Origin of the sequence: Cyanobium gracile UHCC 0139 (genome assembly GCF_034931325.1) — a bacterium.
Taxonomy (GTDB): Bacteria; Cyanobacteriota; Cyanobacteriia; order PCC-6307; family Cyanobiaceae; genus Cyanobium; species Cyanobium gracile_B.
On record NZ_JAYGHX010000001.1, the window covers coordinates 254,931 to 279,858 of the forward strand.

Genomic DNA, 24,928 nt, shown 5'->3' on the forward strand with positions numbered 1-24,928 from the left:
GCCGTGGCCCAAGCCCGGGCGGAGGAACTGCGACGGCTGCTCAACCGCGCCGCCCACGCCTACTACGTGCTCGATGCTCCCGTGATGGAGGACCCGGTCTATGACCGGCTCTACCGGGAGCTCGTGGCGCTGGAGGAGGCCGATCCGGCGCTGATCCGGCCCGACAGCCCCACCCGCCGGGTGGGCGGTGCGCCGGCCGAGGGGTTCACCAGCGTGGCCCACCGGATCCCCCTGCTGAGCCTCGACAACGCCTTCTCCCACGACGACCTCGACGTCTGGTACACCCGGCTGCTGCGGGTGCTCGACCGGGAACCGCCGGCCGGGTCGCCCGCTCCGGCCCTGCCGTTGGTGGGCGAACTCAAGATCGACGGCAACGCCCTGGCCCTCAGCTACGAGCAGGGGGTTCTGGTGCGGGCCGCCACCCGGGGGGACGGGGAGCGGGGCGAGGAGATCACCGCCAACGTGCGCACGATCCGCAGCGTGCCCCTGCGGCTCGACTTGGCGCAGCCCCCGGCCTGGGTGGAGGTGCGCGGTGAGGCCTTCATCCCCGAGTCCACCTTCGCCGCCATCAACGCCGAGCGCGCCGAACGGGGCGAGGCCCCCTTCGCCAACCCGCGCAACGCCTGTGCGGGCACCCTGCGGCAGCTGGATCCAAAGGTGGTGGCCTCCCGCGGGCTGTCGTTCTTCGCCTACACGCTGCACCTGCCCGAGGGCTGGCAGGCCGGGCCCCGCAGCCAGTGGCAGGCCCTGGCCTGGCTCCAGGCGGCCGGGTTCCGCGTCAATCCCCATTGCGCCCTCTGCCCCGATCTGGCGGCGGTGAAGGCCTTCTGCGACCGCTGGGAGCAGGAGCGCCGCGGCCTGCCCTACGCCACCGATGGGGTGGTGGTGAAACTCGACGACCTGCGCCTGCAGGAGGAGGCGGGCTTCACCCAGAAGGCGCCCCGCTGGGCCATCGCCCTCAAGTACGCCGCCGAGGAGGCCCCCAGCCGCCTGCTGCGTCTCACCTGCCAGGTGGGCCGCACGGGCGTGGTCACGCCGGTGGCGGAGTTCGAGCCGGTGCCCCTGGCCGGCACCACCGTGAGCCGCGCCACCCTCCACAACGCCGATCGCCTGGCGGAGCTGGATCTCTGCGCCGGCGACACGATCGTGGTGCGCAAGGCCGGCGAGATCATCCCCGAGGTGGTGCGGGTGCTGGTGGAGCTGCGCCCGGAGGGGGCCAGGCGGCTGGAGCTGCCGCCCTCCTGCCCGGAGTGCGGTTCGGCGCTGGTGCGGGAGGAGGGGGAGGCCGCCACCCGCTGCGTCAACAACGGCTGCCCCGCCATCCTGCGGGGCTCCCTGCGCCACTGGGTGAGCAAGGGGGCCCTTGATGTGGACGGCCTGGGCATCAAGCTGATCGAGCAGCTGGTCGATCGGGGCCTGGTGGCCTCGATCCCCGACCTCTACGGGCTCGATGCCGCCCTGCTGGCCAGCCTGGAGCGGATGGGGGAAACCTCCGCCACCAAGCTGGTGGCCGCCCTGGAGGCCTCGAAGCAACAGCCCTGGCACCGCCAGCTCTACGGCCTCGGCATCCACCACGTGGGGGAGGTGAATGCCAAGGCCCTGGCCCGGGCCTTCCCCAGCGCCGCCGAGCTGGAGGCCGCCGCCCTGGGCGGCGAAGCAAACGAAGCCGACGAGGGCCCCGATCCGCTCACGGCGGTCTTTGGCATCGGCCCCGAGATCGCCCAGTCCCTGCGGCAGTGGTTCGCCACGCCGGCCAACCGGTTGTTGCTGGAGCAACTGGGTAAGTTGGGCTTCTCCCTGGCCGCCGTGGCGGAGCCGGATGGCAGCGGCGATGGGGGGCCGCCGGCGGCGACGCCCCTGGCGGGACTCACCTTCGTGCTCACCGGCACCCTTCCCTCCCTGAGCCGCTCCGCGGCCCAGGCCCTGATCGAGGCGGCCGGGGGGAAGGTGAGCGGTTCGGTGAGCCGGAAGACCAGCTACGTGGTAGCCGGCGAGGAAGCCGGCGGCAAGCTCAGCAAGGCCCAGGACCTGGGGGTGAGCGTGCTGGACGAGGACGGCCTGCGGGCGTTGCTGGCGGCGGATCCGGCCTGAGCCTCCCGTTGTTGTCGTTTGGATGACGGCGCCGGGACGGCCGGCCAGAGTGATGGGGCACCCCTCCCCGGTCCATGCGCCGTCGGCAACTGATCCTGATCGCCGTGGTGGCCGTCCTGGGCTGGAGCGTGGCGCGGGCCCTGCCCCCGGGAGCGGCACCGACCCTGCAGGGGCTGGCGGCGGCGCGCGGGCTGCGCTGGGGCACCGCCGTCACCAATGACCAGCTGCGGGATCCGGGCCTGCGCCGCCTGGTGAGCGAGCAGAGCGGCCTGATCGTGCCCGAATCGGAGCTGAAGTGGGATGGGGTGGAGGCCACGCCCGGGAGCTTCGATTTCAGTGCGCCGGACCGGCTGCTGGGCTTCGCCCGCGAGCAGGGCCTGGCGATGCGGGGCCACACCCTGGTGTGGCACGAACAGCTGCCGGCCTGGGTGAAGGCCCTGCCGCCGGCGGAGCTGGATCGGGCCATGGCGACCTACATCCGCACCGTGGTGGGTCACTACCGCGGCCAGCTGCCGTCGTGGGACGTGGTGAACGAACCGATCGCGGACGACGGCACGGGCCTGCGCCGCAACCTCTGGCTGGAGCGGCTGGGCCCCGACTACATCGCCCGGGCGCTGACCCTGGCGCACCAGGCCGATCCGAAGGCGGCCCTGGTGATCAACGAGTACGGGCTGGAGGGCGATGACCCCAAGACGCTGCGCAAACGGCAGGCCTTCCTGAAGCTCCTTCGGCAGTTGCGGGAGCAGGGCGTCCCGCTGAACGCCGTGGGCCTGCAGGCCCATCTCTACGCCAACGGCAGCGGACCGACCACCTTCCGCACCCTGCCGGCTTTCCTGCGGGAGCTGGCCGCCCTGGACCTGGACATCCTCGTGACCGAGCTGGACGTCAACGACCGGGAACTGCCGGCGGCCATCCCGGAGCGGGATCGGGCCGTGGCGGCGGTGTACGGGGACTTCCTGGCGGCGGTCCTGCCGGAACCGCGGCTGAAACTGATCACCACCTGGGGATTGAGTGATCGCACCACCTGGCTGAATGGGTTCATGCCCCGGGCGGATGGCCTGCCGCAGCGGCCCCTGCCCTTCGATGCAGACAACCGACCCAAACCAGCGACCGCCACGATTCAGGCGGCCCTCGACAAGCGCTGAAGGGCTCAGATGGGCGGCCCCAGGAGAGCTGGATGATGACAGATTCACGACCCGTCGATAGGTCTTACCCCGGCAAAAAAATCCGGAACTGTTAGAATGGAATCCTCTTCATCCAATGTCGGGATGCCCCCATCCGCCGTGGGCGCCAGTGAGCCTGAATCCGCCGGGTCAGCCGGCCAGATCCTGGATGTCGCCGCCCCTGACATCGCCGCGACGGATGACGACGACGCGATCCCCAGCTCGCGCAGGGCCGATCTCACCATCCTGCTGATTTCGGCGGGCCTGCTGATCACGGCCCTGGCGATCGTGATCAACTTCTTCACCGCCCGCTCCCGCGACGCGGTCATCAATGCCACCCCGATCGTGCTGAGGAGTCCGGTCACCGGCACCCTGGAGAGCCTCAACGTCGGAACGGGCGTGGAGGTCCGCCCCGGCCAGACCCTGGCGATCATCGTCAACCCCAGGGCCTCCCGGGATACCCTCTCGGCCCTCGAGACCGAGCTGGAGACGGCCCGGGGCCGGCTGCAGGAACTGCGCACCCGCAGCGATCTGCGCCGGAAACTCGTCGAGCGGCTCAGCCAGGACGCCCGCCAGCAGCGCAACCTGGAGGTGGCCCGCGACCAGGGCGACCGTGACAGCCTCGGTTTCGCCCTCGATCGCGCCCGCAAGGAACTGGCCTTCGCCCAAAGGGAGACCAAGCGCCAGGAGGAGCTGTTCCAGGCCGGTGCCGTGGCCGCCAACGTGGTCGACCGGGCCCGCACCACCGAGCTGCAGCGGGCCCGGGAGGTGCGGGGCCTGGAAGCCCAGCTGGCCGGCCAGGCGGCGGTGCTGGAGGCCTCCCGCAACGAACTGACCCTGCGCAACAACCGCAGCAACTCCGATCCGGTGGTGCGGCTGCAGGAGGCCACCATCGCCCTGGAGAACGCCGAAGGGGATGTGCGCACCCAGGCGTTCCAGGTGAGCGGTCTGGAGCAGCAGGTGGCCGTGGCCCGGAAGGAATGGCAAGAGCGCAGCAGCGCCCGCCTGGTCAGTCCCCGCAAGGCGGTGATCTGGCAGCTGGGGGCCCAGCGGGGCGACTCCGTCGATGCGATGCAGTCGCTGATCCAGATGATCGACTGCAGCCAGCGCTGGCTCACCACCACGGTGGCGGAGAACGACCTCAACCGGATCCGCCTGGGCAGCAAGGCCAGGATCGAGCTGGTGGGCAACCGGGACAAGCTGCGCGGTGAGGTGGTGGGGATCCGCTCCGGCATCGGCCGCACCCAGCTGGGCGAGGAGGCCCCCACGCCGGTGCCGATCAACCTGGCCCGGGAAAGCGAGGTGAAGATCCGCATCCTCAATGACTTTCCGGCGCCGCCGGGGGAGTTCTGCTACGTGGGGTTCACGGCGAAGGTCAGCTTCCAGCGATGAAGTTCCTGCATGCGTTCTCGGATTCCCAGGGCCGCTCGCGGATCTCGCCCTGGGTCTGGATGGTGCTGCTGCTTTCGGCGGGGTGCCTGGTGCTGGCGGTGCTGCTGGCCAACCTGCAGGTGTCCGTGGTGGCGGTCGGGCTGCTCAATCCGCTGAGTTTCCGGGTGCTGCCCGAGCTCTGGCAGGTGCGGGATGTGTGGGTCGACGTGCTGCTGCCCCTGGCCCTGGCCATGGGGATCTGCCTGGGGGTGAACCTGCTGCCCCGTCGTCCCTCAAGCTATCTGCTGGTGAACGTGCTGCTGTCGTTGTTCACGATCCGCTACTTCATCTGGCGCGCCACCACCATCAACACGGTCCACCCGGTCAGCCTGTTCTTCAGCCTCGTCTTCTTCCTCTGCGAGGTCACCTACCTGCTGACATCGGCGCTGCAGTTCTACCCCTCCCTCCGATACAGGCCCCAGCAACGGCGACGCCAGGCGGACCAACTGCTGGCCTGGGCAAAGGAACAGCAGCCCAGTGTGGACCTGTGGATTCCCACCTACAACGAATCCGAGCGCCTGATCCGGCGTTGCGTCATGGCCTGCCGCAACATCCAGTACGCCAACAAGACCATCTACGTCCTGGATGATGGCCACCGCCCCGCCATTGCCGCCCTGGCTGCCGAGCTGGGCGTGCAGTACCTGAGCCGGCCCGACAATCTGCACCGCAAGGCCGGCAATCTCAACTACGCCCTGGCCCATTCGAAAGGCGAACTGATCGCCGTCTTCGATTGCGATTTCATCCCCTTCAGCCGCTTCCTGGACCGCACGGTGGGTTTCTTCCAGGATCCCAAGGTTGCTCTGGTGCAGACGCCGCAGCACTACTTCAACTCCGATTTCCATAATCGCAACCTCGGGCTGGATGTGCTGGTGCCGGACGACATGGACTATTTCTTCCATTACGTCCAGGTGATCCGCGATCCGTTCAATGCCGTGGTCTGCTGCGGCACCTCCTACCTGGCCCGGCGATCGGCCCTGGAGGCCATCGGCGGCTATGTCACCCACTGCATCGTCGAAGACAGCCAGACCGGCACCCGCCTGCTCACCCGCGGCTGGCGCATGATCTACCTCGATGAGGTGCTGAGCCTGGGCGAAGTGCCCCGCACCTTCCGCGATTACCTCGAGCAGCGGCTGCGCTGGATGCAGGGCAACGTGCAGATCTTCACCTCCCCGAAGCAACTGCCGATCTGGAAGACGCTGGATTTCTGGCAGAAGGTCTTTTATCTGAACCTCCTGCTCAGCCTGCTGACGCCCCTGTTTCGCGCCGTCTACATCATTTTTCCGCTGTTGTCGATGCTGATCGGCTTCACCCTGATCGCCGCTCCGCCGGTGGAGTATCTGGCCTACGGCCTGCCGTTCGTGATCATGCTCTACTTCCTGCCCTCCTGGCAGACCAACGGCCACTACTTCCACTTCTGGACGGAAGTCTATGAAGCGCTGTTCTGCTTTCCGGCCCTGAGGCGGCTGTCGCAGATTCTGTTCCGGCCGTTCCGATCCGTGGGCAGCCTGGTGACCAACAAGGACGTCACCAGCCAGAAACAGACCCTGGATCTGCGTTTCGCCTGGCCCTTCCTCACCTACCTGTTCCTGTTCGTGGGTGTGCTGGTGCTGAACTACGGCCTGCCCCTGCTGGACATCCGCTGGTCCCGATCGGTCTTCGAGGGGGAAGGCCTGATGGTGGGCTGGAACCTCTACAACGGCCTGCTGATGTTCATCTGTCTGCTGGCCTGCATCGACAAGCCGGTGCGCCGCCAGGCCGACCGCTTCCCCCTGGAACTGGCGGCCTGCCTGGAGCTGGGGGGCAAGGAGTACTGGGGCACCACCAACGACGTGTCCGAGCAGGGGGCGAGCCTGGTGCTCAACACCGCCGCCCCCACGGGCACGGAGACGGAGGGGCTGCTGCGGGTGCCCCAGTACAAGCTGGAGCTGCCGGTGCGTCTGATGCGCTCCGGCCGCCGGCGCCAGCTGCCGCTGCTGGGGCTCAGCTTCCAGATGCCGGCCCAGGAAACGGAGGCCGCATTGATTCAGCTGATCTACGGCGAGAATGCCTGGTTCCAGAAAGTGACGCGGGTGGGCAGCATCGAAGCCCTGTTCCTGCTCCTGGGCAGTGTGGTGCGCGCCGAGCCGATCGTGCGGCGCTCCTGACCCCCGATCCGTCGAACCGCGTCGGTTCCACCTGCCGATACATCTTGATTCGGCGGTTCAGCCCCAGAATGGCCGGATGTCAGCCGATCCCGTGGCCGTCGCCCTCTCCTTGGACCACGACATCAGCCTCGATCCGCCCGCGCGTCCCTCCGGACCGCCGCCGGTGGTGCAGGTGGAGCCGCTGCCCGAGATCCCCGGGGAGCTGCGCCGCCAGCTGGCCCGCCACCAGCTGCTGATTCCCCTGCTGCGCCAGTCGGTGATCGCCACGGCGGTGGCCGCGGTGACCCTGACGGAGGAGGAACGCCAGAAGGCCCAGCAGGAGTGGGGGGCCAGCCACGGCCTCCGCTCCGCCGACGACCTGCGGGCCCACCGGCAGCGCCATGAGTTGTCGGAGGCCGACGTGCTCTGGCAGGCGGAGCTGCCGGCCAGGATCGAGCGCCACTGCCAGGAACATTTCCTGCACCGGGCCGAGCAGCGTTACCTGGCCCGCAAGAACCAGCTCGATCAGGTGATCTACAGCCTGCTGCGGGTGGAGGACGGGGCCCTGGCCCGGGAGCTCTACCTGCGCATCGCCGAGGGGGAAGCCGATTTCGCCGAACTGGCGGCCACCTACGCCAAGGGGCCCGAGCGCTCCACCCGGGGGGTGGTGGGTCCGGTGCCCCTGCTGCAGGCCCATCCCTCCCTGGCCGAACTGCTGCGCACCAGCCGCCCGGGGCAGCTGCACCCGCCCCTGCGCATCGACCGCTGGTGGCTGGTGGTGCGGCTGGAGACACTGCGCTCCGCCAGTTTCGACGACGCCATGCAGAAACGGATGGCGCGGGAGCTGTTCGAGGAGTGGGTGGATCAGGAGGTGGCCCTGCGGCTGCGTCCTGGGCAGGGGCAGGGGCGATGACCTCCACCGTTCCCGGACGCACCGACTGGCTCACCCTGCCGCCCTTCAACGGCCTCTCCGCCGCCGGCCGGGAGCGGCTGCTCGCGGAGGGCCGGCCGTGCCGTTTCCGCGTCGGTGAGGACCTGAGCAACGCCGGCAGCATCGGCGACCGGGTGCTGGTGATCCTCGAGGGGGAGGCCCGCCTGCTGGCGGAACGGGACGGCCGGCCCTTCACCCTGGAGCGGCTTGGACCCGGTGCCGTGGTGGGGCTGGTGTCGCTGCTGCGGGCCGAGGGGATCGAGCCGGTGAGTGCCGCCTCCGACCTGCTGGCGACGGCGATCCCGGACACGGTGATGCTCGAGCTGCTGCTGGCCGAGGAGGGCCTGCGCCAGTGGTGCGGCCGCCACCTGTGGACGGCGGAGCTGCACCAGCTGCTGCAGCAGCGGGCGGGGGCCGCCGCGGGCCGCTTCGAGCCGTCCCTGTGGCGGGAGAAGCTCGAAGGGCTGCGCCAGCGGGCGCGGGCGGTGGCTCCGGAGGATGGGACCGTCGCCCTGCGGGACGGCGAGGAACTGCTGCTGGCCAGCGCCAATGTTCCCGACCTGGCGATCGGCGCGGTGCTTGACCCGACAGGGCCCCTGCCCCAGCCCCGTCCCCCCCTGCCGCTGCGCCTGGTGGCCCTCGACCCCGCCCCCGCGCTGGCCCCGGAGGCGGACCCGCCGCAGAAGCCGATCGGCGAAGGCGCTGGCGCGCCCGTCGCAGCGATCGCCGCTGAAGCCGGTGGCCAGGCCCAGCCCAGCAGCCTCGATCTGGGCCAGGACCGCAGTGACCGGGGCCTCACCCTGGTGCGGGGCAACGGTCCGCTGGAGGAGACCCTGGCCTGCTTCCAGATGCTCGGCAAGCTGCTGGAGCTGCCCTACCGCCGTGACGCGGTGGACAAGATCCTGCGGGACAAGATGCGCCGCGGCCAGCCGCCGGATCTGCAGCTCTGCGGCCAGATCGCCGCCATGCTCGGCCTGCTGGTCACCGGCGCCAAGGTGCCGGCGGCCTCCGCCACCCGGCTGATCACCCCGTGCCTGGTGCCGTGGAAGGAGGGCTTCGCCATCGCCACCGCCAGCAACGCCGCCGGCCTGCGGCTGGCCTCACCGGCGGAGGGCTGGGTGCAGCTGAGCCCCGCCCAGATCGCCGAGCAGTACCCGGAGGGGCTGGAGCTGCTGCTGCTGGAGCGCAGCATCGACACCCCGGAGCAGACCTTCGGTCCGGGCTGGTTCTGGCCGGCCCTGAAGCGCTACCGGGGCATGTTGCTCCAGGTGCTGCTGGCCTCGTTCGTGGTCCAGCTGTTCAGCCTGGCCAACCCCCTGCTGATCCAGGTGATCATCGACAAGGTGATCTCCCAGCGCAGCCTCGACACGCTGCAGATCCTGGGCATGGCCCTGGTGGTGGTCACCCTGATGGAGGGGGTGATCGGCTCGCTGCGCACCTTCCTGTTCACCGACACCACCAACCGCATCGACCTGCGCCTCGGCGCCGAGGTGATCGACCACCTGCTGCGGCTGCCGCTCGGCTACTTCGACAAGCGCCCTGTCGGCGAACTGGGCACCCGCATCGCCGAGCTGGAGAAGATCCGCAACTTCCTCACGGGCCAGGCCCTGATCACCCTGCTGGATGCGGCCTTCTCGGTGATCTACATCATCGTGATGGCGATCTACAGCTGGCTCCTCACCATCATCGCCCTGGCGGTGCTGCCGATCCAGGTGGGGCTCACCCTGCTGGGGGCGCCCCTGTTCCGGCGCCAGTACCGCCAGGCTGCCGAGGAGAACGCCCGCACCCAGAGCCACCTGGTGGAGGTGCTCACCGGCATCCAGACGGTGAAGGCCCAGAACGTGGAGATGGTGAGCCGCTGGAAGTGGCAGGAGCTCTACGCCAAGTACATCTCCCGCACCTTCGAGAAGACGATCACCGGCACCTTCCTCAACGAGACCAGCTCGGTGCTCCAGAAGCTCTCCCAGCTGCTGGTGCTCTGGGTGGGGGCCACCCTGGTGCTCAAGGGGGAACTCACCCTGGGCCAGCTGATCGCCTTCCGGATCATCAGCGGCTACGTCACCCAGCCCCTGCTGCGGCTCTCCTCGATCTGGCAGAACATCCAGGAGCTGCGGGTGTCATTCGAGCGCCTCGCCGATGTGGTCGACACGCCGGAGGAATCGAGCGAAGCCGACCGCGGCCACATCCCCCTGCCGCCGGTGAAGGGCGACGTGGTGTTCGAGAACCTCAGCTTCCGCTTCAACCCCGGCGGACCGGAGGTGCTCAGCAACGTCAGTCTCCACGTCCCCCCGGGCACCTTCACCGGGGTCGTGGGCCAGAGCGGCAGCGGCAAGAGCACCCTGATGAAGCTGCTGCCGCGGCTCTATGCCCCCACCAAGGGCCGCATCCTCGTCGACGGCTACGACATCGACAAGGTGGAGCTCTACTCCCTGCGGCGCCAGATCGGCATCGTGCCCCAGGATCCCCTGCTCTTCTCCGGCACCATCAGCGAGAACATCGCCCTCACCAACCCGGAGGCCCCCAGCGATGCCATCGTCGAGGCCGCCAGGATCGCCGGCGCCCACGACTTCATCATGGAGCTCTCCGCCGGTTACAGCACCCCCCTGGGGGAGCGGGGCGCCTCCCTCTCCGGCGGCCAGCGCCAGCGCATCGCCATCGCCCGCACCCTGCTGAGCCAGCCCCAGCTGCTGGTGATGGACGAGGCCACCAGCGCCCTCGACTACGACACCGAGCGCCAGGTGTGCGACAACCTGCGCGAGGCGATGAGCCAGAGCACCGTGTTCTTCATCACCCACCGCCTGTCCACCATCCGCCGCGCCGACCTGATCGTGATGATGCACCAGGGCGCCATCGTCGAGACCGGCACCCATGACGAACTGATGGCCCTGAAGGGCCGCTATTTCGCGCTGTATCGCCAGCAGGAGGCGGGCTGATGGCACGTCCTCCCCTGCCCACCCCGGCCGGCCTGCTGCGCCGCGCCCAGAACGGCCTCGAGCGCAGCATCCACACCGACAGCGACGACGTGGTGCTGCAGCAGTCCCGCTTCTGGGCCCGCTCGATCACCTGGACCCTGATGGGGGTCACCCTGTTCGGCCTCGGCTGGCTGGCCTTCGCCCAGACCGAGGAGATCGTCACCGCCCCGGGCAAGCTCGAACCCCTGGGGGTGGTCAAGGACATCCAGATGCCGGTCGGCGGCGTGGTGGACGAGGTGTTGGTGAAGGAGGGTGAGCGGGTGGAGAAGGGCCAGGTGCTGCTGCGCCTCGACACCGAGGCCACCCTCGACCGCCAGCGCAGCCTGCTGCAGACGATCCGGTACAAGCAGCAGCAGCTGCGGCTCAAGCAGGTGGAGCTCGACCGCTACCTGCAGTTCAACGACACCGAACAACGGGTGCTGCGCCAGAGCCTCACCCTGGAGAAGGACGTGCTCGGCCGGCTCGAGACCCTCAACAAGGAGGGCGCCACCGCCGAACTCCAGTACCTCTCCCAGCGCAACAAGGTGCAGGAGGTGCAGGGCAAGCTGGAGGAAACCCAGGTCGACCGGCTGCGCCAGCAGGCGATCCTGCAGCAGGGCGTCCGCGAGATCCAGAGCGAGCTGGCCGATCTGCGCAGCAAGCTGACCGAGCTCAACGTCAACATCCGCTACCAGGAGATCCGGGCCCCCGAGTCGGGGGTGGTGTTCGAGCTCAAGTCCCGCTCCCGCGGCTTCGTCGCCCAGACCAGCGAACCGGTGATGAAGGTGGTGCCCTTCGACAAGCTGGAGGCGCGGGTGGAGGTGCCCAGCCGGGAGATCGGCTTCGTTTCGGTGGGCAAGGCCGCCGACATCAGCATCGACTCCTTCCCCGCCACCGATTTCGGTGTGCTGCAGGGCACGGTGCGGCGCATCGGCTCCGATGCCCTGCCCCCCGATCAGATGGACAACTTCTACCGCTTTCCGGTGGACATCCGGCTCAACTCCCAGCAGCTGAAGCTCAAGAGCGGCAAGGTGCTGCCGCTGCAGGTGGGCATGTCGCTGACCGCCAACGTCAAGCTGCGGAAGGTCACCTACCTGCAGCTGCTGCTCAGCGACTTCAAGGACAAGGCTGACGCTCTGCGGCAGATCTGAGCCGCTCCATGGCGAGGTAGTGGTCGGGGATGATCCGCGGCCGCAACCCCACCAGGGGCTCCAGCCACGGCAGCAGCAGCCCGTCGAGGCCCCGATTCACCAACCACCCGGCCACCCGGAAGGCGCGGCGCCAGCGGGCCGAAGGGGCGATCAGGTGCAGGGCCCGGGCGTGCACGGGGCCGTCGATGCAGACCAGCGAGGACGGGTCCATCCCGGCCCGCGCCATGGCCACCGCGAAGCTGCGGCGGCTGTGGAAGCTGATGTGCTGGCCGTTGCCGAAGGCGTAGTACCACCAGTCGGGTCCGGGGATCTCGCCCTCCCGGCGCATCAGGGTGGAGAAGACGAACAGGGGCGTGGCGCCCACCTCGTCGCGCAGAAAGCCGGGAGTGCAGGGCACATGCTCGATCACCTCGAAGGCGGTCTTGCAGCCGATGGCCACATCGCCGGGAGGGCCGCAGAAGGGGCGGATCAGCTCCATGGCGGCGTAGGCGTCGGTGCCGTGGAAATCGAAGCCGTGGTCGCGCAGCAGCCGCGGCAGCATGCCCAGGCCGGTGCCCAGGTCGCAGCCCGGCTCGCTGGCACCGAAGCGGCCCAGCCGGCCGATCACCAGCAGCAGCCGCAGCAGCCGCGCGGCGTGCAGGTTGCGGTCGACGTAACCGGTGTCGCCGTAGAAGGACTCCTCGTAGGCCACGTCCAGCCAGGTGGGATCGGCCAGGAACAGGAAGTCGCAGTCAGCGCAGTGGGCGAGCTCAGCCGCCACCCGGGCCTTGCTCACCCGCACCCGCCGCACCATGTTGAGGTGCTGGCCGCCGCAGTTGGGGCAGGCGCCGGCGCTGGGGTGGGGGGGAGTCTCGGCCGTCACCATCGCTGGCCTGCGTCGCAACGAGGGAGGCTACCCCGCGTTCCTCCAGGGCCAGGCGCACCTGGCGGCCCACCAGCAGCACCACCGCCACGGTGGCCGCCACGCCAAGCAGCCGCAGGGCCCAGGTGACGCCATCGGCCGGACCGGCCAGCAGGGCCGAGAAGCGCCGCGCATCGCCGGCCGCCGCCCCGAGGGCGCAGAACAGCACGGTGCCGGGGAGGATGCCGATCAGGCCGATCGAATAGTCGCGCAGGCTCACCTCGCTGAGGCCGTAGGCGAGGTTGAGCAGGCTGAAGGGGAAGGCGGGCGACAGGCGGGTGAGCAGCACCAACACCAGACCCTGGCGGCACACCGCCCGCTCCACCGCCAGCAGCCGCGGCGCCCCGGCCAGGCGGCGGCGGGCCCAGCCCCGCCAGCGGCCGCGCCCCAGCAGGAACACCGCCTGGGCCCCCAGGCAGGCCCCGGTGAACACCAGCACGCTGCCCGCCACGGGGCCGTAGAGCACCCCGGCCAGCATCGAGGCCCAGACCCCCGGCAGCAGCAGGGTGACCCACAGGGCGTAGAGGGGCACGAAGGCCACCGCCCCCAGCGGCGAACGCAGCCAGGCCAGCAGGTGATCCGACAGCCAGAGCGGGTCCATGGGGCCACCGTATCGACCCTGCCTAGGCTTGGGTCTGCTGACTGCGTCGCCATGGCTGACCCGTCGGAGCTGGCGCAGCAGGTCGCCCGGGGGGCCCTGTTCCGGGGGCGCCACAGCGTCGCCGACTCCGGCGAACCCCTCGAGGCGGCCGTGGGCGGCACGGTGCTGGCAGCGGGCGGCGGCAGCACGGTGGGCTGGCAGCTCTGCCGCAGCAGCGAAGAGCTGGTGCGATCGCTGCACAACGACACCTCCCTGGGGGTCGGCCTGGGACCCCTGAGCCTGCTGGGGGCCAAGCGGTCGTTCCGCGACTCCCTGAAGACCACCGCCTTCAGCCTGTCGCTGGTGGTGTGGGCCCGGCAGGTGAGCGTGGCGCTGGAGGCGGGCCAGACCCGGCCGCTGGAGGGGGTGGCGGTGCCGGCCGGCGCTGCGGAGCTCGAGGCCTTCGTGGCCCTGCACGGCGATGGCTTCGTGGCGGCGGCGGAGGTGGGCGGCGAGTGCCATGGGGTGTTCACCTTCTACGCCCAGTCGCGGGAGCAGGCGCGGCTGGTGGAGCGGCGGATCGGGGCCGAGCTGGGCCTCGGCGGCCTGAGCCTGAACCCCGCCCTGGTGGAGACGGTGACGTCGGTCGCCCGCAGCGCCGCGGTGAACCTCGGCTTCCGCATGCAGGTGATCGGCACCCGGGCCCAGCCGCCGGCGGACGCCGCCTCCCTGATCCCCTTCGCCCACGACTTCGCCCGGCTGCCGCTGGATCAGCCGGCCCTGATCGGGGTGCGGACCCGGGGCTACGAGACGGTGCCGGCCATCGGCGCCGCCTTCGAGGCGGTGGCCGCCAACCGGCGGCTGTTCAGCGGCGACTCCTCCGGCGCCGGCCTGCTGGAGAAGCGCGAGCAGGTGGTGGGGCTGATCCGCCAGATGGACTGGGTGGCGGAAACGTACCGGCTCTACGGCGTGGCGCCGGACCCGGCACTGGCCGTGCGGCGCGCCGCCGCCGCCGCCGATCGCCGGGCGATCGACGCCTGCCGGGCCGCCTACCGGGATGCGGCCGCCACCCCTTTGGAGGCCCCGGCGCTGCAGGCCCTGGCGGCGGGCAGCCCCGAACTGAACGTGACCCTGGCCGAGGAGCTGCCGATGGGGGGCAACGGCGGCGCCCCCTTCGCCTTCCCCGGGCGGGCCGACGTGATCCGCCGGCGGCAGCGGCTGGTGGAGGTGGGTCTGCGCACCGGCTCGCGGGTGGATCAGATCCGGCTGCGCTATGCCGGCGAGGGCGATCCCCTGGAGCCGGAGGTCCATGGCGGCGGCGGCGGTGGCGACCGGGGCAGCCTGCAGCTGGCGGAGGGGGTGACGATCCGCCGCATCGAGGGCCTCAGCGGCAGCCGGGTGGATCGGCTGTTCCTCAGCAGCAGCGACGGCCAGCGCATCGGCGGCGGCGGCGATGCCGGCGACCGCCCGGTCGACTGGACGGTGCCGGAGGACTGTGTGGTGCTGGGCTTCAGCGGCCGCAGCGGCCGCGAACTCGATGCCCTGCGGGCCGTGGTGGGCCGCTTCGGGCCGCTGATCTGGCAGCCGCTGGAGGAGAACGAGGAGAGGTCCGGGTAGGTTGACGGCCGCCGCAGGGCCGCGCCGATGGAGATCTGCCTGCTGGGAACCGGCCTGCTGGGGGCGGCCATCGGCGAACGGCTGCTGGGCAGCGGCTACCGGCTCACGGTGTGGAACCGCCACCTGGAGCGCTGCGGGCCGCTGCTGGCCCTGGGGGCGTCGGTGGCGGCCACGCCGGCCGAGGCCGTGGCCGCCGCCGCGCTGGTGATCACGGTGCTGAGCGACGGCCCCACCACCCACTCGGTGCTGCTGGAGCAGGCCGGCACGGCGCTGGCGGGCCGGCTGGTGCTGCAGGTGGCCACGATCGCCCCCGAGGAGAGCCAGGCCCTGGCCGCCGCGCTGGCGGAGCGGGGCGCCGAGCTGCTGGAGGCGCCGGTGCTGGGCAGCCGACCGGAGGCCCTGGCCGGCACGCTGCAGCTGATGGTGGGCGGCGAGGCCGCGGCCCTGGAGCGGGCCCGACCGGTACTGGGTGCGCTGGGCGGTGAACCGCGGCTGCTGGGCCCGGTGGGGGCGGCGCTCACCACCAAGCTGGCCCTGAATCAGCTGATCGCCAGCCTCACCCACAGCTTCAGCCTCAGCCTGCACCTGGTGCAGCGGGCCGGGGTGGACGTGGAGGCCTTCATGGCGATCCTGCGCGCCAGCGCCCTGTACGCCCCCACCTTCGACAAGAAGCTGGCCAAGGAACTGGCCGACGATTACGCCAACCCCAACTTCCCCACCGCCCACCTGCGCAAGGACCTGCTGCTGTTCCTTCAGACCGCCTGTGGGATGGGGCTGCAGACCGAGGGCCTTGATGGGCTGGCGGCGTTGCTGGAGCGCGCCACTGCAGCAGGGCTGGATGATCTCGACTACAGCGCCCTGCACAGGCTCACGGCGGGGAGGTAGCGGATCAATCCACGATGACTCGGCTTTCCAGCAGCACCCAAACCGGACGCATGGATCAGAATGAACAAGTGGTTCACGGGTCCGAGAACCACTTGTTCATGGCGGACAACGAGACATGAAACACGTTGCCCTGCTGAGATGGTCATCCGAGGCCCATCTGTAAGCTCAGGATGGTTCACGGAATGTAGGGGCGCCTTGGCTGCGCTTCTCGGAAATCATCCAATAACCGTTCGATCTATCCTGAGTAAATCTCTCAAAACCTCATGGCAGCCTACTCATTCCTGGATCTAGCCGAGGAGTTGCTGAAGTCGGCTGAAAGCCCGCTGACATACCAAGAAATATGGCAAGCAGCCAAAGAGGCTGGATTGACAGAGAAGATTTCTTCAAAGGGAAAAACTCCTTGGCAGACTCTTGGTGCTCAACTTTATGTCGAGGTCAGAGATAACGAGGTATCAAGGTTTATCAAAGTTGGCAAGAGACCTGCACGGTTTTTCCTGAAAAGTAGAGAGGGTGCTCTTCCAATAGATGCCGTTGAACGGCTGGATAAGCAGCAGTCAGGCAAGAAGGAAAAGCCAGCCGGATTTCACGAGCGGGATCTCCATCCAGTGTTGACGTACTTTGTATACTCTAATCCGGGGTTCAACAGAGGACGCTCAATCTTTTCAAAGACCATCTATCACGAGAAGTCGCTCAAGTCGGGATACAACGAATGGGTCCACCCAGACATGGTCGGCTTCTACCTGCCATTGGACGACTGGAGGCCCGATGTGATTGAGTTTAATCGACTTTCGGACAACAACTCCCTGCGGTTATTCTCGTTTGAGATCAAGAAGAGTCTAACCAAGGCAAACTATCGAGAGTCGTTTTTTCAAGCCCTCTCAAATTCATCTTGGGCTCACGAGGGGTATCTTGTGGCGGCCGACATCAAGCAAGATGATGAGCTGATGTCAGAGCTTGGGCGACTGACGTCTTCATTTGGAATTGGAATCATTCAGCTAGACTTGGAGGATATTGATAGCTCCATCATTTTGTTTCCTTCTCGCGCAAAGACCCTGCTTGACTGGGAGACCATCAATAAACTGAGTGAGCAGAATTCAGACTTTGAAAAGTTTATCCAAGATGTGAGAATCGATTTTGAGTCAAAAAGAATTCATCGTTCCGAGTTTGATGAGGTACTCAAGGATATTCGTAAGTACATTCATGAGAAGCTGAAGATCGAACAAGTCGCTTGAGCGGTCGCTGACGCGCCGCTCAGCTCTAGCTTTGGAAAGATGCGAACGCCATTCCGAATCAGGCGAGATGCTAAGCGTGCCCAAGGTATGGAACCGAGCTCCTAAGGCCCTCCTGCTAGGGCGGCGGGGCTATCCTGCACTGCACGTTCGCGGGCCCAATTGTCACCAACCGTCTTCCGGGATGGCGAATTTCGGTTTTTCTTCTTCTCACGCGAGGAAAGCCGACGTCACATCCATGTGAGCCATCCAGATGGCGAGGCGAAGTTCTGGCTGAAGCCGACCATTGAACTCGCTCGCAACATTGGGCTAAGCTCTTCAAAGATTAAAGACGCAGAACGCCTAATCGAATCCCACCAACAGGAGATCACCGATGCCTGGAACAACCACTTTGGGAGCTGAGGTCACGAATGTCTCTGGCCACTGCGTCTGGATGCTTATTGACGATGAAGAGCTAGCTCTGCCATATTCCGAGTTTCCATGGCTCAAGGCGGCCACGATTCAGCAAATCCTTAACGTTGTGCGCCCGTCGGCAGACCATCTCTACTGGCCAGATTTAGATGTTGACTTGTCTGTTGAGTCTATCCGCCATCCTGAGAGGTTTCCGTTGAGGGCGAAGAGCACTTTCCAACCACGCCATTCACCTGATCCGCCGCCGGAAACTCTCTGATGCCATGGAGCAGATGGTGGCCCTACTCTCTGCGGCGAGTTGATGGCAAGCGGTGGACCGTCGAATGAGTGATGCGATGAAGTGGTTTCGAATACTCGTTGGAGGAGAGCACGTCAAGATGGATGTCGCGAATGAGTGTCGCTATATGGGTTTCTTCTTGACTCAATTTGTCAAAGCGGCAACCTCCGACTTCGCTCGCGCCACAGTAATTGAGGCAGTTCGCGCGGACCCAAGACTCGATGGTCTGATAATGAACGACGACGATGATCCTCCCCGGTTCTTTGTCAATGAGATTGACGAGGTCTCCGAACTCGATGTCCCAGAGGGTGAGCTCGGATTTGTGCTCTTTGATGATGAAAACCAATCTCCCAACAGCGCGTTCAGTCCACCGCCTTATCTTGTGATTCGGAAAGGCGTCGCCTTCTGGGTGGAAAACAGACGACTTAGCGATTGGACAGCAACGCCACAGGCCTTCAACGAGGGCTGCTTTCGCAATGCTTGTCTCTACGACATCCATGGGGATCTCTGGCAGATCGTCCGTGCTGAGTTGACGATACAACCATCGTTCATAAATACGATTTTGCCCTGGAGACATTTACCCGTGCGAATCGAGATCCGTCCACGCGCAAGGCCTGACATTGCGGATATCGTGGCCGAGGTTGCCGCGATTCTCGAGTCCGTAAATTCGTTCACGGAGAACTTGAATCATAAACCGGCAGATATTCTTAGGTATCTCAGAAGCGCTACTCAGCCATCAGAACTCATTCAATACGCCGAGAAATACCCTTGAATCGTGGCGGCCATCAACCGTTTGCAGCGGACGGCGCCAGATGAGTGATGCTCGCACACTTAAAGAAGCGCTTGCTGTTGTGTCCCACTAGGAGTGGTTTCCCACCAGGTTGTTCATGCATACAGCTAAGCGAGCCGCTGCTGAGGGGAACGCCAGCCCAGGGCCGAGTGCCCTGGCAACATCAGGAGCGTCCTCTTTCCCGGCAGAGGAGGATGGGGGTCATCACAGCAGGCGCTGTGAGATGAACGGCGTCCCGAAGAAACAGTCTCTGGATTCATTCGCGCCACTCAAGACCAGTCATCGACACCATGGAACTCTTCAACCGATTCTCCGCAGTCATTGAACAGACTGATTTCTGTGGAGGCATCCCCAGAGAACTTCTTTTGCGTGAGGGGGACAGGCTATCGACGTACTACGCACCTTTCGATTTCATCAATATGGAGGCAAGACTAATCATCTGCGGAATCACACCAGGATTCAAGCAAGCGATGCTGGCATTGAACGAAGCGAAGGCTCAGCTGGCTGCTGGAGCGACCCCGATGGTGGCATTGCGAGAAGCAAAGAACACAGCCAGCTTCGGAGGACCGATGCGCAAGAATCTCGTCCGCATGCTGGACTTCATTGGAATTCCCAAGACTCTTGGAATTCCTTCAGCGTCAAGTCTCTTTGGCGAAGCAAAGATGTTTGTCCATTACACATCTGCGCTGAGATACCCTGTCTTTCTGGCAGGCCAAAATTACAACGGCACCCCAGAGATGACCACTCATCCTGACCTGAGGTGGCAACTCCATGAGCATCTTTCCGAAGAGGTCGCCAGGCTCGAGCAGGCCCTTATCGTGCCTTTGGGACCTAAGGTCGAAGCAGCCTTGGATTACCTCGTCCAGAAGGGAGTCGTCAACCCCGATCGAATACTGGCAGGACTGCCTCATCCTTCTGGAGCCAACAATGAGAGGATTGCATTTTTTCTTGATCAGAAGCATCCATCAGAGTTATCGTCCAAGACCAACCCAGATAAGCTATTGAAAGCTCGCCAAAGCCTTCTCAGCAAAGTCGCCGCACTTGGCACCAACATCCAATCTTGAACTGAAGCCAGCCTCCCTGACATCGATCTAGAGCTTTTCGCAGACGCCCAACCATCACTTTTACCCCAGATTCAACTGAGACTCGAACGCCCCATGGCCAGCACCCTATTGATCAACAAGCTTGAGTTGCTTCAGTTCTACGATGATCCCACTGATGTCGAACAAGGCATGAACGCGGCGGCAGTCAATGCTGTCGCTGGCGAAGAGCTAGGCCTTGCTTTGCTGATTGATTACTTCAGATCGGTGGAAGTCGATGCCTACATCATGCCCGGACCATGCTCCACTGGAAAAAGAAGCGGCTATCGACTTGACGGATGGATCAGCACTCCCGAAACCGTCTTTCAAGTCGAAGTCAAAAACTGGTCGGCTCACTCGCTAGGCGGGAAAAGGCTACCGGTCGACGCCAGTCCAGAGGAATCTTCCCGCCATCGGATTGTCGTATGGAATGACTACTGGACGGGCGAGACCTTTAGGGAAGAATCGGCCGCCAAGGTGCTGGAACCGATGCTGGCACCGCAGGGCGACAAGCGGATTACTCCCCTCATCGCCTTCTGGGACCCTATGCACCCGCGAGGGTTGCCCGAACCGTTGTTTCATGTGCCTCTCGTTGATTCCGTCTTCCCTGAGGTGACGGTCTTTTCCATGTCCTCATACCTGCGGGGGTTGAAGTGCGCAAATCTTCAGTTACCGCTGCCCAAGACCCTTGCGAGACTCACGATCCTGAATCGCATCTTCAGCGATCCATTGCCTTGGCTCTAATCTGGGGCATCGGCTGGGCAGACGCGCTGGTTCATTCCCGCGTGGCTCAACCTACCCTTGATCACACAGCCTCCCCGGAGGGTCGACACCATGAAGGATCACAGCGCGCTCACCTTGGAGTGGGTTTGCGGCGAGGGCATCGCAGCCGCATTCGCGGCGAGGGTCGGTAGCGACGGCGGCACGGTGACGGGCACGACAGCCTTCGTCCCCGAACCCGAAGAAGCGGATCTCTATAGCGACGCCCAGTTCGACCCACTCGTCGTCGTTGGGGTCGTCCTCGCGGCAGGGTTGGTGATGCGTTATCTCAGAGAGCTGATCCTGGACTTGAAGGGCAGGGAGATTGCGGTGATCGACCTCACCGGGGAGGCGCCACAGGTCCGCATCGTTCCGGTCGGGAAGGCTTCCCTGGTGCTCGTGAAGGCGGCCGACGGTTCCGTGACGAAGTTTGCGCCATCGGAGATCGACAAGATCGAGCAGAGTCTCGCCGGATTGCTCGGGAGATAGACGTTGGCGACCCGGAATCGCTATGTGCCCGTGACGATGGTGGTGGATGTGGGCGAAGCCTGGACACCGCCCCATACCTATGCACTGACCGGCCCCAAGGACTGGCGTCCGCCCCTCTCACGGGCGATCTTCCACGAAACGGTCCATTACTGGCAGTTCGTCGGCCATGCCCACCTGATTCAGCTGGTGGCGGAAGACTGGGCGCGCCTGAAGCCGTTCCAGGCGACCGGCCAGCTCCTGCCCCAGGGGCCCTTGCGACGCGCTTTCACACAGCCTGTGGAGAGCGCTGGATTCAGCACGCAGGACCTGATGGAAGCCCATGCCCGCTTCTGGGACGTCCAGGCTCTCGGCCCGCCACTGCTGATCGAACTGGAGCTGGAGGCTCCCCATCGCGACGTCAGCCCGACCCTGACCCGCGTCCAGTACGAGCGGCTGATGTCAGACGGGAAGATCTGGCACCACCGGGACGCGCAGGGGCAGGGCGTCGGTTATTCGAGCCTGAGCTTCGATCTCGCCATGCGCCTGGCGGCCGGGCGTTATGCGCTGCCGTACCTGCGGCTGCGGGAGCAGACGAACGACCTGATCGCGGCCGCCCTGTTCCCGCTCTGCGCCCATTTCGCCCTGCACAGCGCGTCGCCGCCGACCTTCTATGTCGCCCTTGTGGAGCGTCTTGTGCCGCAGATAGATCTGCCGGCAGGACGGCCGATCGAGCACGCCTGGCGCTCTCTGTACATGGATGTGTTGAGGGAGGCCCAACGTCTTCACATCGATCGGTACGGCCACGAAATCCAAACCGGGCAGGCCACCATCCACACCAGCCCGCTCTTCCACGAGCACGTGGGCAACACGATGGCCCACACGATGCTGTCTCTGGCCTGCGACCACCTTGCGGCGCATCGTCCGCTGGAGTTTCTCGTTGGCCCCCAGGCGATGCCGACGGGGATGCGAGCCCTCTGGACCATGGATTTCCTGCTTGGATGCTGCGGCATGGCGGCGAGCCGGATGCCGGATCTGCTGGCCTTCCTGGCCCCGCCGGTCATCCGTTTCTCTGATGGGGAGCCATGGACGCTGGGGGCGCTCTTCGATGCGTTCCCGTTCGCGTCGGCCGCACCGTCGACCGCGGAGAACCCGCCACCCCGTGCACAGGTCGCCCAGGCCCTGCTGGCGCTGGATGAAACGTGGGACGACCTGCAGCTGAAGGTGCTGGGAGCCTGAGCTCCCAGCCGCAGCGCCCCTCGATCAGCCCCCTCAGCCCAGGTCCGCCAGCCGTTGCCGCGCCAGCGCCGCCTGGGCCTCCGCTTCAGCCAGGTTGGCCCGGCACTCGGCCACCACCTCCGGCGGCGCCTTGCCGGCGAAGTTGGGGTTGGCGAGGCGGCCGGCCAGCCCGCTGATCTCCTTGGTGGCCTTGGCGATGTCCTTCTCCAGGCGGGCCCGCAGGGCATCGAGGTCGACCAGGCCCTCCAGGGGCAGCAGCACCTGCAGCTCGCCGCTCACCGCGGCCAGGGCCCGGGCCGCGGGGCGCTCTGCCGCCGCCGCCAGATCCAGCACGGTCACGCTCTCCGCCTTGGTGAGGGTGGTGATGTCGGGGCTGCCCTCCAGCAGCACCGCCGCCAGCTCCTGGCGGCCGGTGATGAACAACACCGGCGCCCCCTGGTTGGGCTTGAGCCCCGCCACGGCCCGCAGGTTGCGCACCACCCGGATCGCCTCGATCAGTGCCGCGAAGGAGGCCTCCAGCTCATCATCAAGGGCCGCCGGATCCTGGACGGGCCAGGGCTGCAGGGCCAGGAAGGTGCCCTCGGAGGCGCCGGTGAGCCCATGCCAGAGCTCCTCGCTCAGGTGGGGCATCAGCGGGTGCAGCAACACCAGCAGCTCCGCCAGCACCTTGGCCAGCACCTGCTGGGCGACGCGCTGGTCGGCCAGCACCTCGGCGGCGAGGGGCTCCCCTTCGGCGGTGGGACGCGGGTTGAGGCGCCGCTTGAGCAGTTCGATCGTCCAGTCGCACACCTCGTTCCAGGCGAACTCGTAGAGCCCCTTGGCGGCTTCCCCCAGGCCGTAGCTGCCGTAACGCTCGGCCGTCTCCCGCTTCACCCGCTCCAGTCGCGACAGGATCCAGCGGTCGGCGAGCTGCAGGTGCGCCGGGTCCGGGGCCCCCAGGCTGGCGGGCGTCTCGCCGCCCAGGTTCATCAGGGCGAAGCGGGTGGCGTTCCAGAGCTTGTTGGCGAAGTTGCGCGCCGCCTCCACCGTGGCGGAGCTGCCGTCACTGCGGTCGTAGTCAAGGCGGATGTCCTGGCCAGCGCCGGCCACCTCCCTCACCAGGGCGAAGCGCAGGGCATCGGCGCCGTAGCGCTCGATCAGCGGCAGCGGGTCGATGCCGTTGCCGGCGCTCTTGCTCATCTTGCGGTTGTTCTCGTCCCGCACCAGGCCGTGGATCATCACGTCGGCGAAGGGCATCCAGGCCTTGCCGGCGCCGAGGGGCTGCATGGCGCCGGCCAGCATCGTCATGCGGGCCACCCAGAAGAAGATGATGTCGAAGCCCGTCACCAGCACGCTGGTGGGGTACCAGCGGGCCAGATCGGCGGCCTCCGTCTCGGGCCAGCCCAGGGTGGAGAAGGGCCACAGGCCGCTGGAGAACCAGGTGTCGAGCACGTCCGGGTCCTGCTCCAGCTGCAGCGCCCGGCCGGCGGCCCGGGACGCCTCACCGAACTGGGCCTCCGCCTTGGCGGCGGCCTCCGCGGCATCACGGGCCACCACGTAGGGCGTGGCCTCGGTGATCACGCCGCCCGTTTCACTCACCACGAACCAGGCGGGGATGCGGTGGCCCCACCACAACTGGCGGCTGATGCACCAGTCGCGGATGTCGGTGAGCCAGTCGCGGTAGACCTTCTCCCAGCGCTCGGGTACGAAGCGGGGGGCGCCGCCATCGAGGGCCTCGCGGCAGCGGGCCGCCAGGGGTTCGGCACGGGCGAACCACTGGGTGGAGAGCAGCGGCTCCACCGGCACCTTGCCGCGATCGGAGAAGGGCACGCTGTGGCGGTGGGGCTCCACCTTCACCAGGAACCCCTCCGCCTCCATCGCCGCCACCACCGCCTGGCGGGCCTCGAAGCGATCCAGGCCGGCGAAGCGGCCGGCGGCCGCGTTCATGCTGCCGTCCTTGGCCATCACCGTGATCAGGGGCAGGCCGTGGCGGCTGCCGATGGCGAAGTCGTTGGGGTCGTGGGCGGGGGTCACCTTGACGCAGCCCGTGCCGAAGGCCGGGTCCACGTGCTCATCCGCCACGATCGGGATCTGGCGTCCCACCAGAGGCAGGGTGATCGTCTGGCCCACCAGGGCGGCGTAGCGGGGGTCGGTGGGGTGCACGGCCACGCCGGTGTCGCCCAGCAGGGTTTCGGGGCGGGTGGTGGCCACCACCAGGTGGTCGGTGCCGTCGGCGGCGGGACCGCCTGAGAGCGGATAGCGGAAGTGCCAGAGGTGGCCGTCGAGCTCCTTCATCTCCACCTCCAGATCGCTCACCGCCGATCCCGAGGCCGGGCACCAGTTGACCAGGTATTCGCCGCGGTAGATCAGCCCCTGCTCGTGCAGCCGCACGAAGGCCTCCACCACCGCCGCGCTCAGGCCCGGATCGAGGGTGAAGCGCTCACGGCGCCAATCCACCGAATAGCCCAGCCGGCGCAGCTGGCCCACGATCGTGCCGCCGCTCTCCCCCTTCCAGGCCCAGGCCCGCTCCAGGAAGGCGTCGCGGCCCAGATCCTCCTTGCTGCCGCCCTCCGCCTTGATCTGCTTCTCCAGCAGGGTCTGCACCGCGATCGAGGCGTGGTCGGTGCCCGGCAGACACAGCACGTTCTTCCCCTGCAGACGCTGGAAGCGCACGATCGTGTCGATCAGGGCCGTCTCGAAGCCGTGGCCCATGTGCAGGCTGCCGGTCACGTTCGGCGGCGGGATGACGATGCTGAACGGTTCCCCGGGCGCCGTGGGGTCGGGGTGGAAGGCGCCGGCCGCCTCCCAGGCCGCCTGCCAGCGCGCCTCGGTGGCGGCCGGGTCGTAGGTCTTGGGCAGGGGCTCGGCGGACACGG

19 protein-coding genes and 1 pseudogene are annotated in these 24,928 nt (G+C 66.9%); 17 read left to right on the plus strand and 3 right to left on the minus strand.

The window, feature by feature from the left end; genetic code table 11:
* Positions 1-3: 3 nt before the first annotated feature.
* The 7 genes from ligA to VB738_RS01250 all read left to right on the plus strand — a co-directional run bounded on the left by ligA (position 4) and on the right by VB738_RS01250 (position 11,841).
* On the plus strand, positions 4-2,091 hold the full coding sequence (ligA, locus tag VB738_RS01220; protein ID WP_323303998.1) for an NAD-dependent DNA ligase LigA: 2,088 nt from the start codon (positions 4-6) through the stop codon (positions 2,089-2,091).
* Positions 2,092-2,165: 74 nt separating this feature from the next.
* Positions 2,166-3,236 (plus strand): endo-1,4-beta-xylanase, encoded by a 1,071-nt coding sequence (locus VB738_RS01225; RefSeq protein WP_323303999.1) that lies wholly within the window; start codon positions 2,166-2,168, stop codon positions 3,234-3,236.
* Between the two features lie 123 nt (positions 3,237-3,359).
* Positions 3,360-4,646, plus strand: a complete 1,287-nt coding sequence (locus tag VB738_RS01230) for an HlyD family secretion protein (RefSeq protein ID WP_323304000.1) — start codon at positions 3,360-3,362, stop codon at positions 4,644-4,646.
* Entirely contained in the window at positions 4,643-6,829 is a 2,187-nt protein-coding gene (locus tag VB738_RS01235; RefSeq protein ID WP_323304001.1) for a glycosyltransferase, read from the plus strand. Before VB738_RS01230 ends, VB738_RS01235 begins: the two co-directional genes overlap by 4 nt.
* A 76-nt stretch (positions 6,830-6,905) precedes the next feature.
* The gene (locus VB738_RS01240) at positions 6,906-7,721 is read left to right on the plus strand and encodes a peptidylprolyl isomerase (protein ID WP_323304002.1); all 816 of its coding nucleotides are present in this window, start codon (positions 6,906-6,908) and stop codon (positions 7,719-7,721) included.
* Positions 7,718-10,672, plus strand: coding sequence for a peptidase domain-containing ABC transporter (locus VB738_RS01245; protein WP_323304003.1), 2,955 nt, complete (start codon positions 7,718-7,720; stop codon positions 10,670-10,672). Before VB738_RS01240 ends, VB738_RS01245 begins: the two co-directional genes overlap by 4 nt.
* Entirely contained in the window at positions 10,672-11,841 is a 1,170-nt protein-coding gene (locus VB738_RS01250; RefSeq protein WP_323304004.1) for an HlyD family secretion protein, read from the plus strand. Before VB738_RS01245 ends, VB738_RS01250 begins: the two co-directional genes overlap by 1 nt.
* Here the strand turns inward: VB738_RS01250 and VB738_RS01255 are convergent.
* Complete coding sequence (locus VB738_RS01255; RefSeq protein ID WP_323304005.1) at positions 11,807-12,703, minus strand: class I SAM-dependent methyltransferase; 897 nt, start codon at positions 12,701-12,703, stop codon at positions 11,807-11,809. The genes VB738_RS01250 and VB738_RS01255 overlap by 35 nt on opposite strands.
* 40 nt (positions 12,704-12,743) lie before the next feature.
* Positions 12,744-13,343, minus strand: a pseudogene (locus tag VB738_RS01260) (TVP38/TMEM64 family protein); the annotation flags it as partial.
* Positions 13,344-13,394: 51 nt separating this feature from the next.
* Between VB738_RS01260 and VB738_RS01265 the strand changes: the two are divergent.
* The 10 genes from VB738_RS01265 (at position 13,395) to VB738_RS01310 (ending at position 22,073) form a co-directional block, all read left to right on the plus strand.
* Entirely contained in the window at positions 13,395-14,939 is a 1,545-nt protein-coding gene (locus VB738_RS01265) for a jacalin-like lectin (RefSeq protein WP_323304006.1), read from the plus strand.
* Between the two features lie 27 nt (positions 14,940-14,966).
* Positions 14,967-15,824 (plus strand): NAD(P)-dependent oxidoreductase, encoded by an 858-nt coding sequence (locus tag VB738_RS01270; protein ID WP_323304007.1) that lies wholly within the window; start codon positions 14,967-14,969, stop codon positions 15,822-15,824.
* Positions 15,825-16,087: 263 nt separating this feature from the next.
* Positions 16,088-17,056, plus strand: a complete 969-nt coding sequence (locus tag VB738_RS01275) for a COG2958 family protein (RefSeq protein ID WP_323304008.1) — start codon at positions 16,088-16,090, stop codon at positions 17,054-17,056.
* 159 nt (positions 17,057-17,215) lie between these two features.
* The gene (locus VB738_RS01280; protein ID WP_323304009.1) at positions 17,216-17,455 is read left to right on the plus strand and encodes a DUF4160 domain-containing protein; all 240 of its coding nucleotides are present in this window, start codon (positions 17,216-17,218) and stop codon (positions 17,453-17,455) included.
* Positions 17,427-17,723 carry a DUF2442 domain-containing protein gene (locus VB738_RS01285; protein WP_323304010.1) on the plus strand — a complete coding sequence of 99 codons (297 nt, stop codon included), beginning with the start codon at positions 17,427-17,429 and terminating at the stop codon, positions 17,721-17,723. The genes VB738_RS01280 and VB738_RS01285 overlap by 29 nt, the downstream gene beginning before the upstream one ends.
* A 145-nt stretch (positions 17,724-17,868) precedes the next feature.
* Positions 17,869-18,513, plus strand: coding sequence for a hypothetical protein (locus VB738_RS01290; protein ID WP_323304011.1), 645 nt, complete (start codon positions 17,869-17,871; stop codon positions 18,511-18,513).
* 308 nt (positions 18,514-18,821) lie between these two features.
* Positions 18,822-19,595 carry a hypothetical protein gene (locus tag VB738_RS01295; protein ID WP_323304012.1) on the plus strand — a complete coding sequence of 258 codons (774 nt, stop codon included), beginning with the start codon at positions 18,822-18,824 and terminating at the stop codon, positions 19,593-19,595.
* Positions 19,596-19,688: 93 nt separating this feature from the next.
* The gene (locus VB738_RS01300; protein ID WP_323304013.1) at positions 19,689-20,354 is read left to right on the plus strand and encodes a hypothetical protein; all 666 of its coding nucleotides are present in this window, start codon (positions 19,689-19,691) and stop codon (positions 20,352-20,354) included.
* 90 nt (positions 20,355-20,444) lie between these two features.
* Positions 20,445-20,858, plus strand: a complete 414-nt coding sequence (locus VB738_RS01305) for a hypothetical protein (RefSeq protein ID WP_323304014.1) — start codon at positions 20,445-20,447, stop codon at positions 20,856-20,858.
* 24 nt (positions 20,859-20,882) lie between these two features.
* A complete protein-coding gene (locus VB738_RS01310) occupies positions 20,883-22,073 on the plus strand; it encodes a hypothetical protein (RefSeq protein ID WP_323304015.1) in 1,191 nt (396 codons plus the stop codon).
* Between the two features lie 33 nt (positions 22,074-22,106).
* Here the strand turns inward: VB738_RS01310 and VB738_RS01315 are convergent, their stop codons facing one another.
* Positions 22,107-24,926 carry a valine--tRNA ligase gene (locus VB738_RS01315; RefSeq protein ID WP_323304016.1) on the minus strand — a complete coding sequence of 940 codons (2,820 nt, stop codon included), beginning with the start codon at positions 24,924-24,926 and terminating at the stop codon, positions 22,107-22,109.
* Positions 24,927-24,928 lie beyond the last annotated feature (2 nt).

Coding starts and splice junctions, on each gene's coding strand:
- VB738_RS01225 (WP_323303999.1), top strand. CDS start 2,166: ATGCGCCGTCGGCAACTGATCCTGATCGCCGTGGTGGCCGTCCTGGGC.
- VB738_RS01275 (WP_323304008.1), top strand. CDS start 16,088: ATGGCAGCCTACTCATTCCTGGATCTAGCCGAGGAGTTGCTGAAGTCG.
- VB738_RS01295 (WP_323304012.1), top strand. CDS start 18,822: ATGGAACTCTTCAACCGATTCTCCGCAGTCATTGAACAGACTGATTTC.
- VB738_RS01290 (WP_323304011.1), top strand. CDS start 17,869: ATGGGTTTCTTCTTGACTCAATTTGTCAAAGCGGCAACCTCCGACTTC.
- VB738_RS01300 (WP_323304013.1), top strand. CDS start 19,689: ATGGCCAGCACCCTATTGATCAACAAGCTTGAGTTGCTTCAGTTCTAC.
- VB738_RS01240 (WP_323304002.1), top strand. CDS start 6,906: ATGTCAGCCGATCCCGTGGCCGTCGCCCTCTCCTTGGACCACGACATC.
- VB738_RS01235 (WP_323304001.1), top strand. CDS start 4,643: ATGAAGTTCCTGCATGCGTTCTCGGATTCCCAGGGCCGCTCGCGGATC.
- VB738_RS01285 (WP_323304010.1), top strand. CDS start 17,427: ATGCCTGGAACAACCACTTTGGGAGCTGAGGTCACGAATGTCTCTGGC.
- VB738_RS01265 (WP_323304006.1), top strand. CDS start 13,395: ATGGCTGACCCGTCGGAGCTGGCGCAGCAGGTCGCCCGGGGGGCCCTG.
- VB738_RS01270 (WP_323304007.1), top strand. CDS start 14,967: ATGGAGATCTGCCTGCTGGGAACCGGCCTGCTGGGGGCGGCCATCGGC.
- VB738_RS01245 (WP_323304003.1), top strand. CDS start 7,718: ATGACCTCCACCGTTCCCGGACGCACCGACTGGCTCACCCTGCCGCCC.
- VB738_RS01250 (WP_323304004.1), top strand. CDS start 10,672: ATGGCACGTCCTCCCCTGCCCACCCCGGCCGGCCTGCTGCGCCGCGCC.
- VB738_RS01305 (WP_323304014.1), top strand. CDS start 20,445: ATGAAGGATCACAGCGCGCTCACCTTGGAGTGGGTTTGCGGCGAGGGC.
- VB738_RS01230 (WP_323304000.1), top strand. CDS start 3,360: ATGCCCCCATCCGCCGTGGGCGCCAGTGAGCCTGAATCCGCCGGGTCA.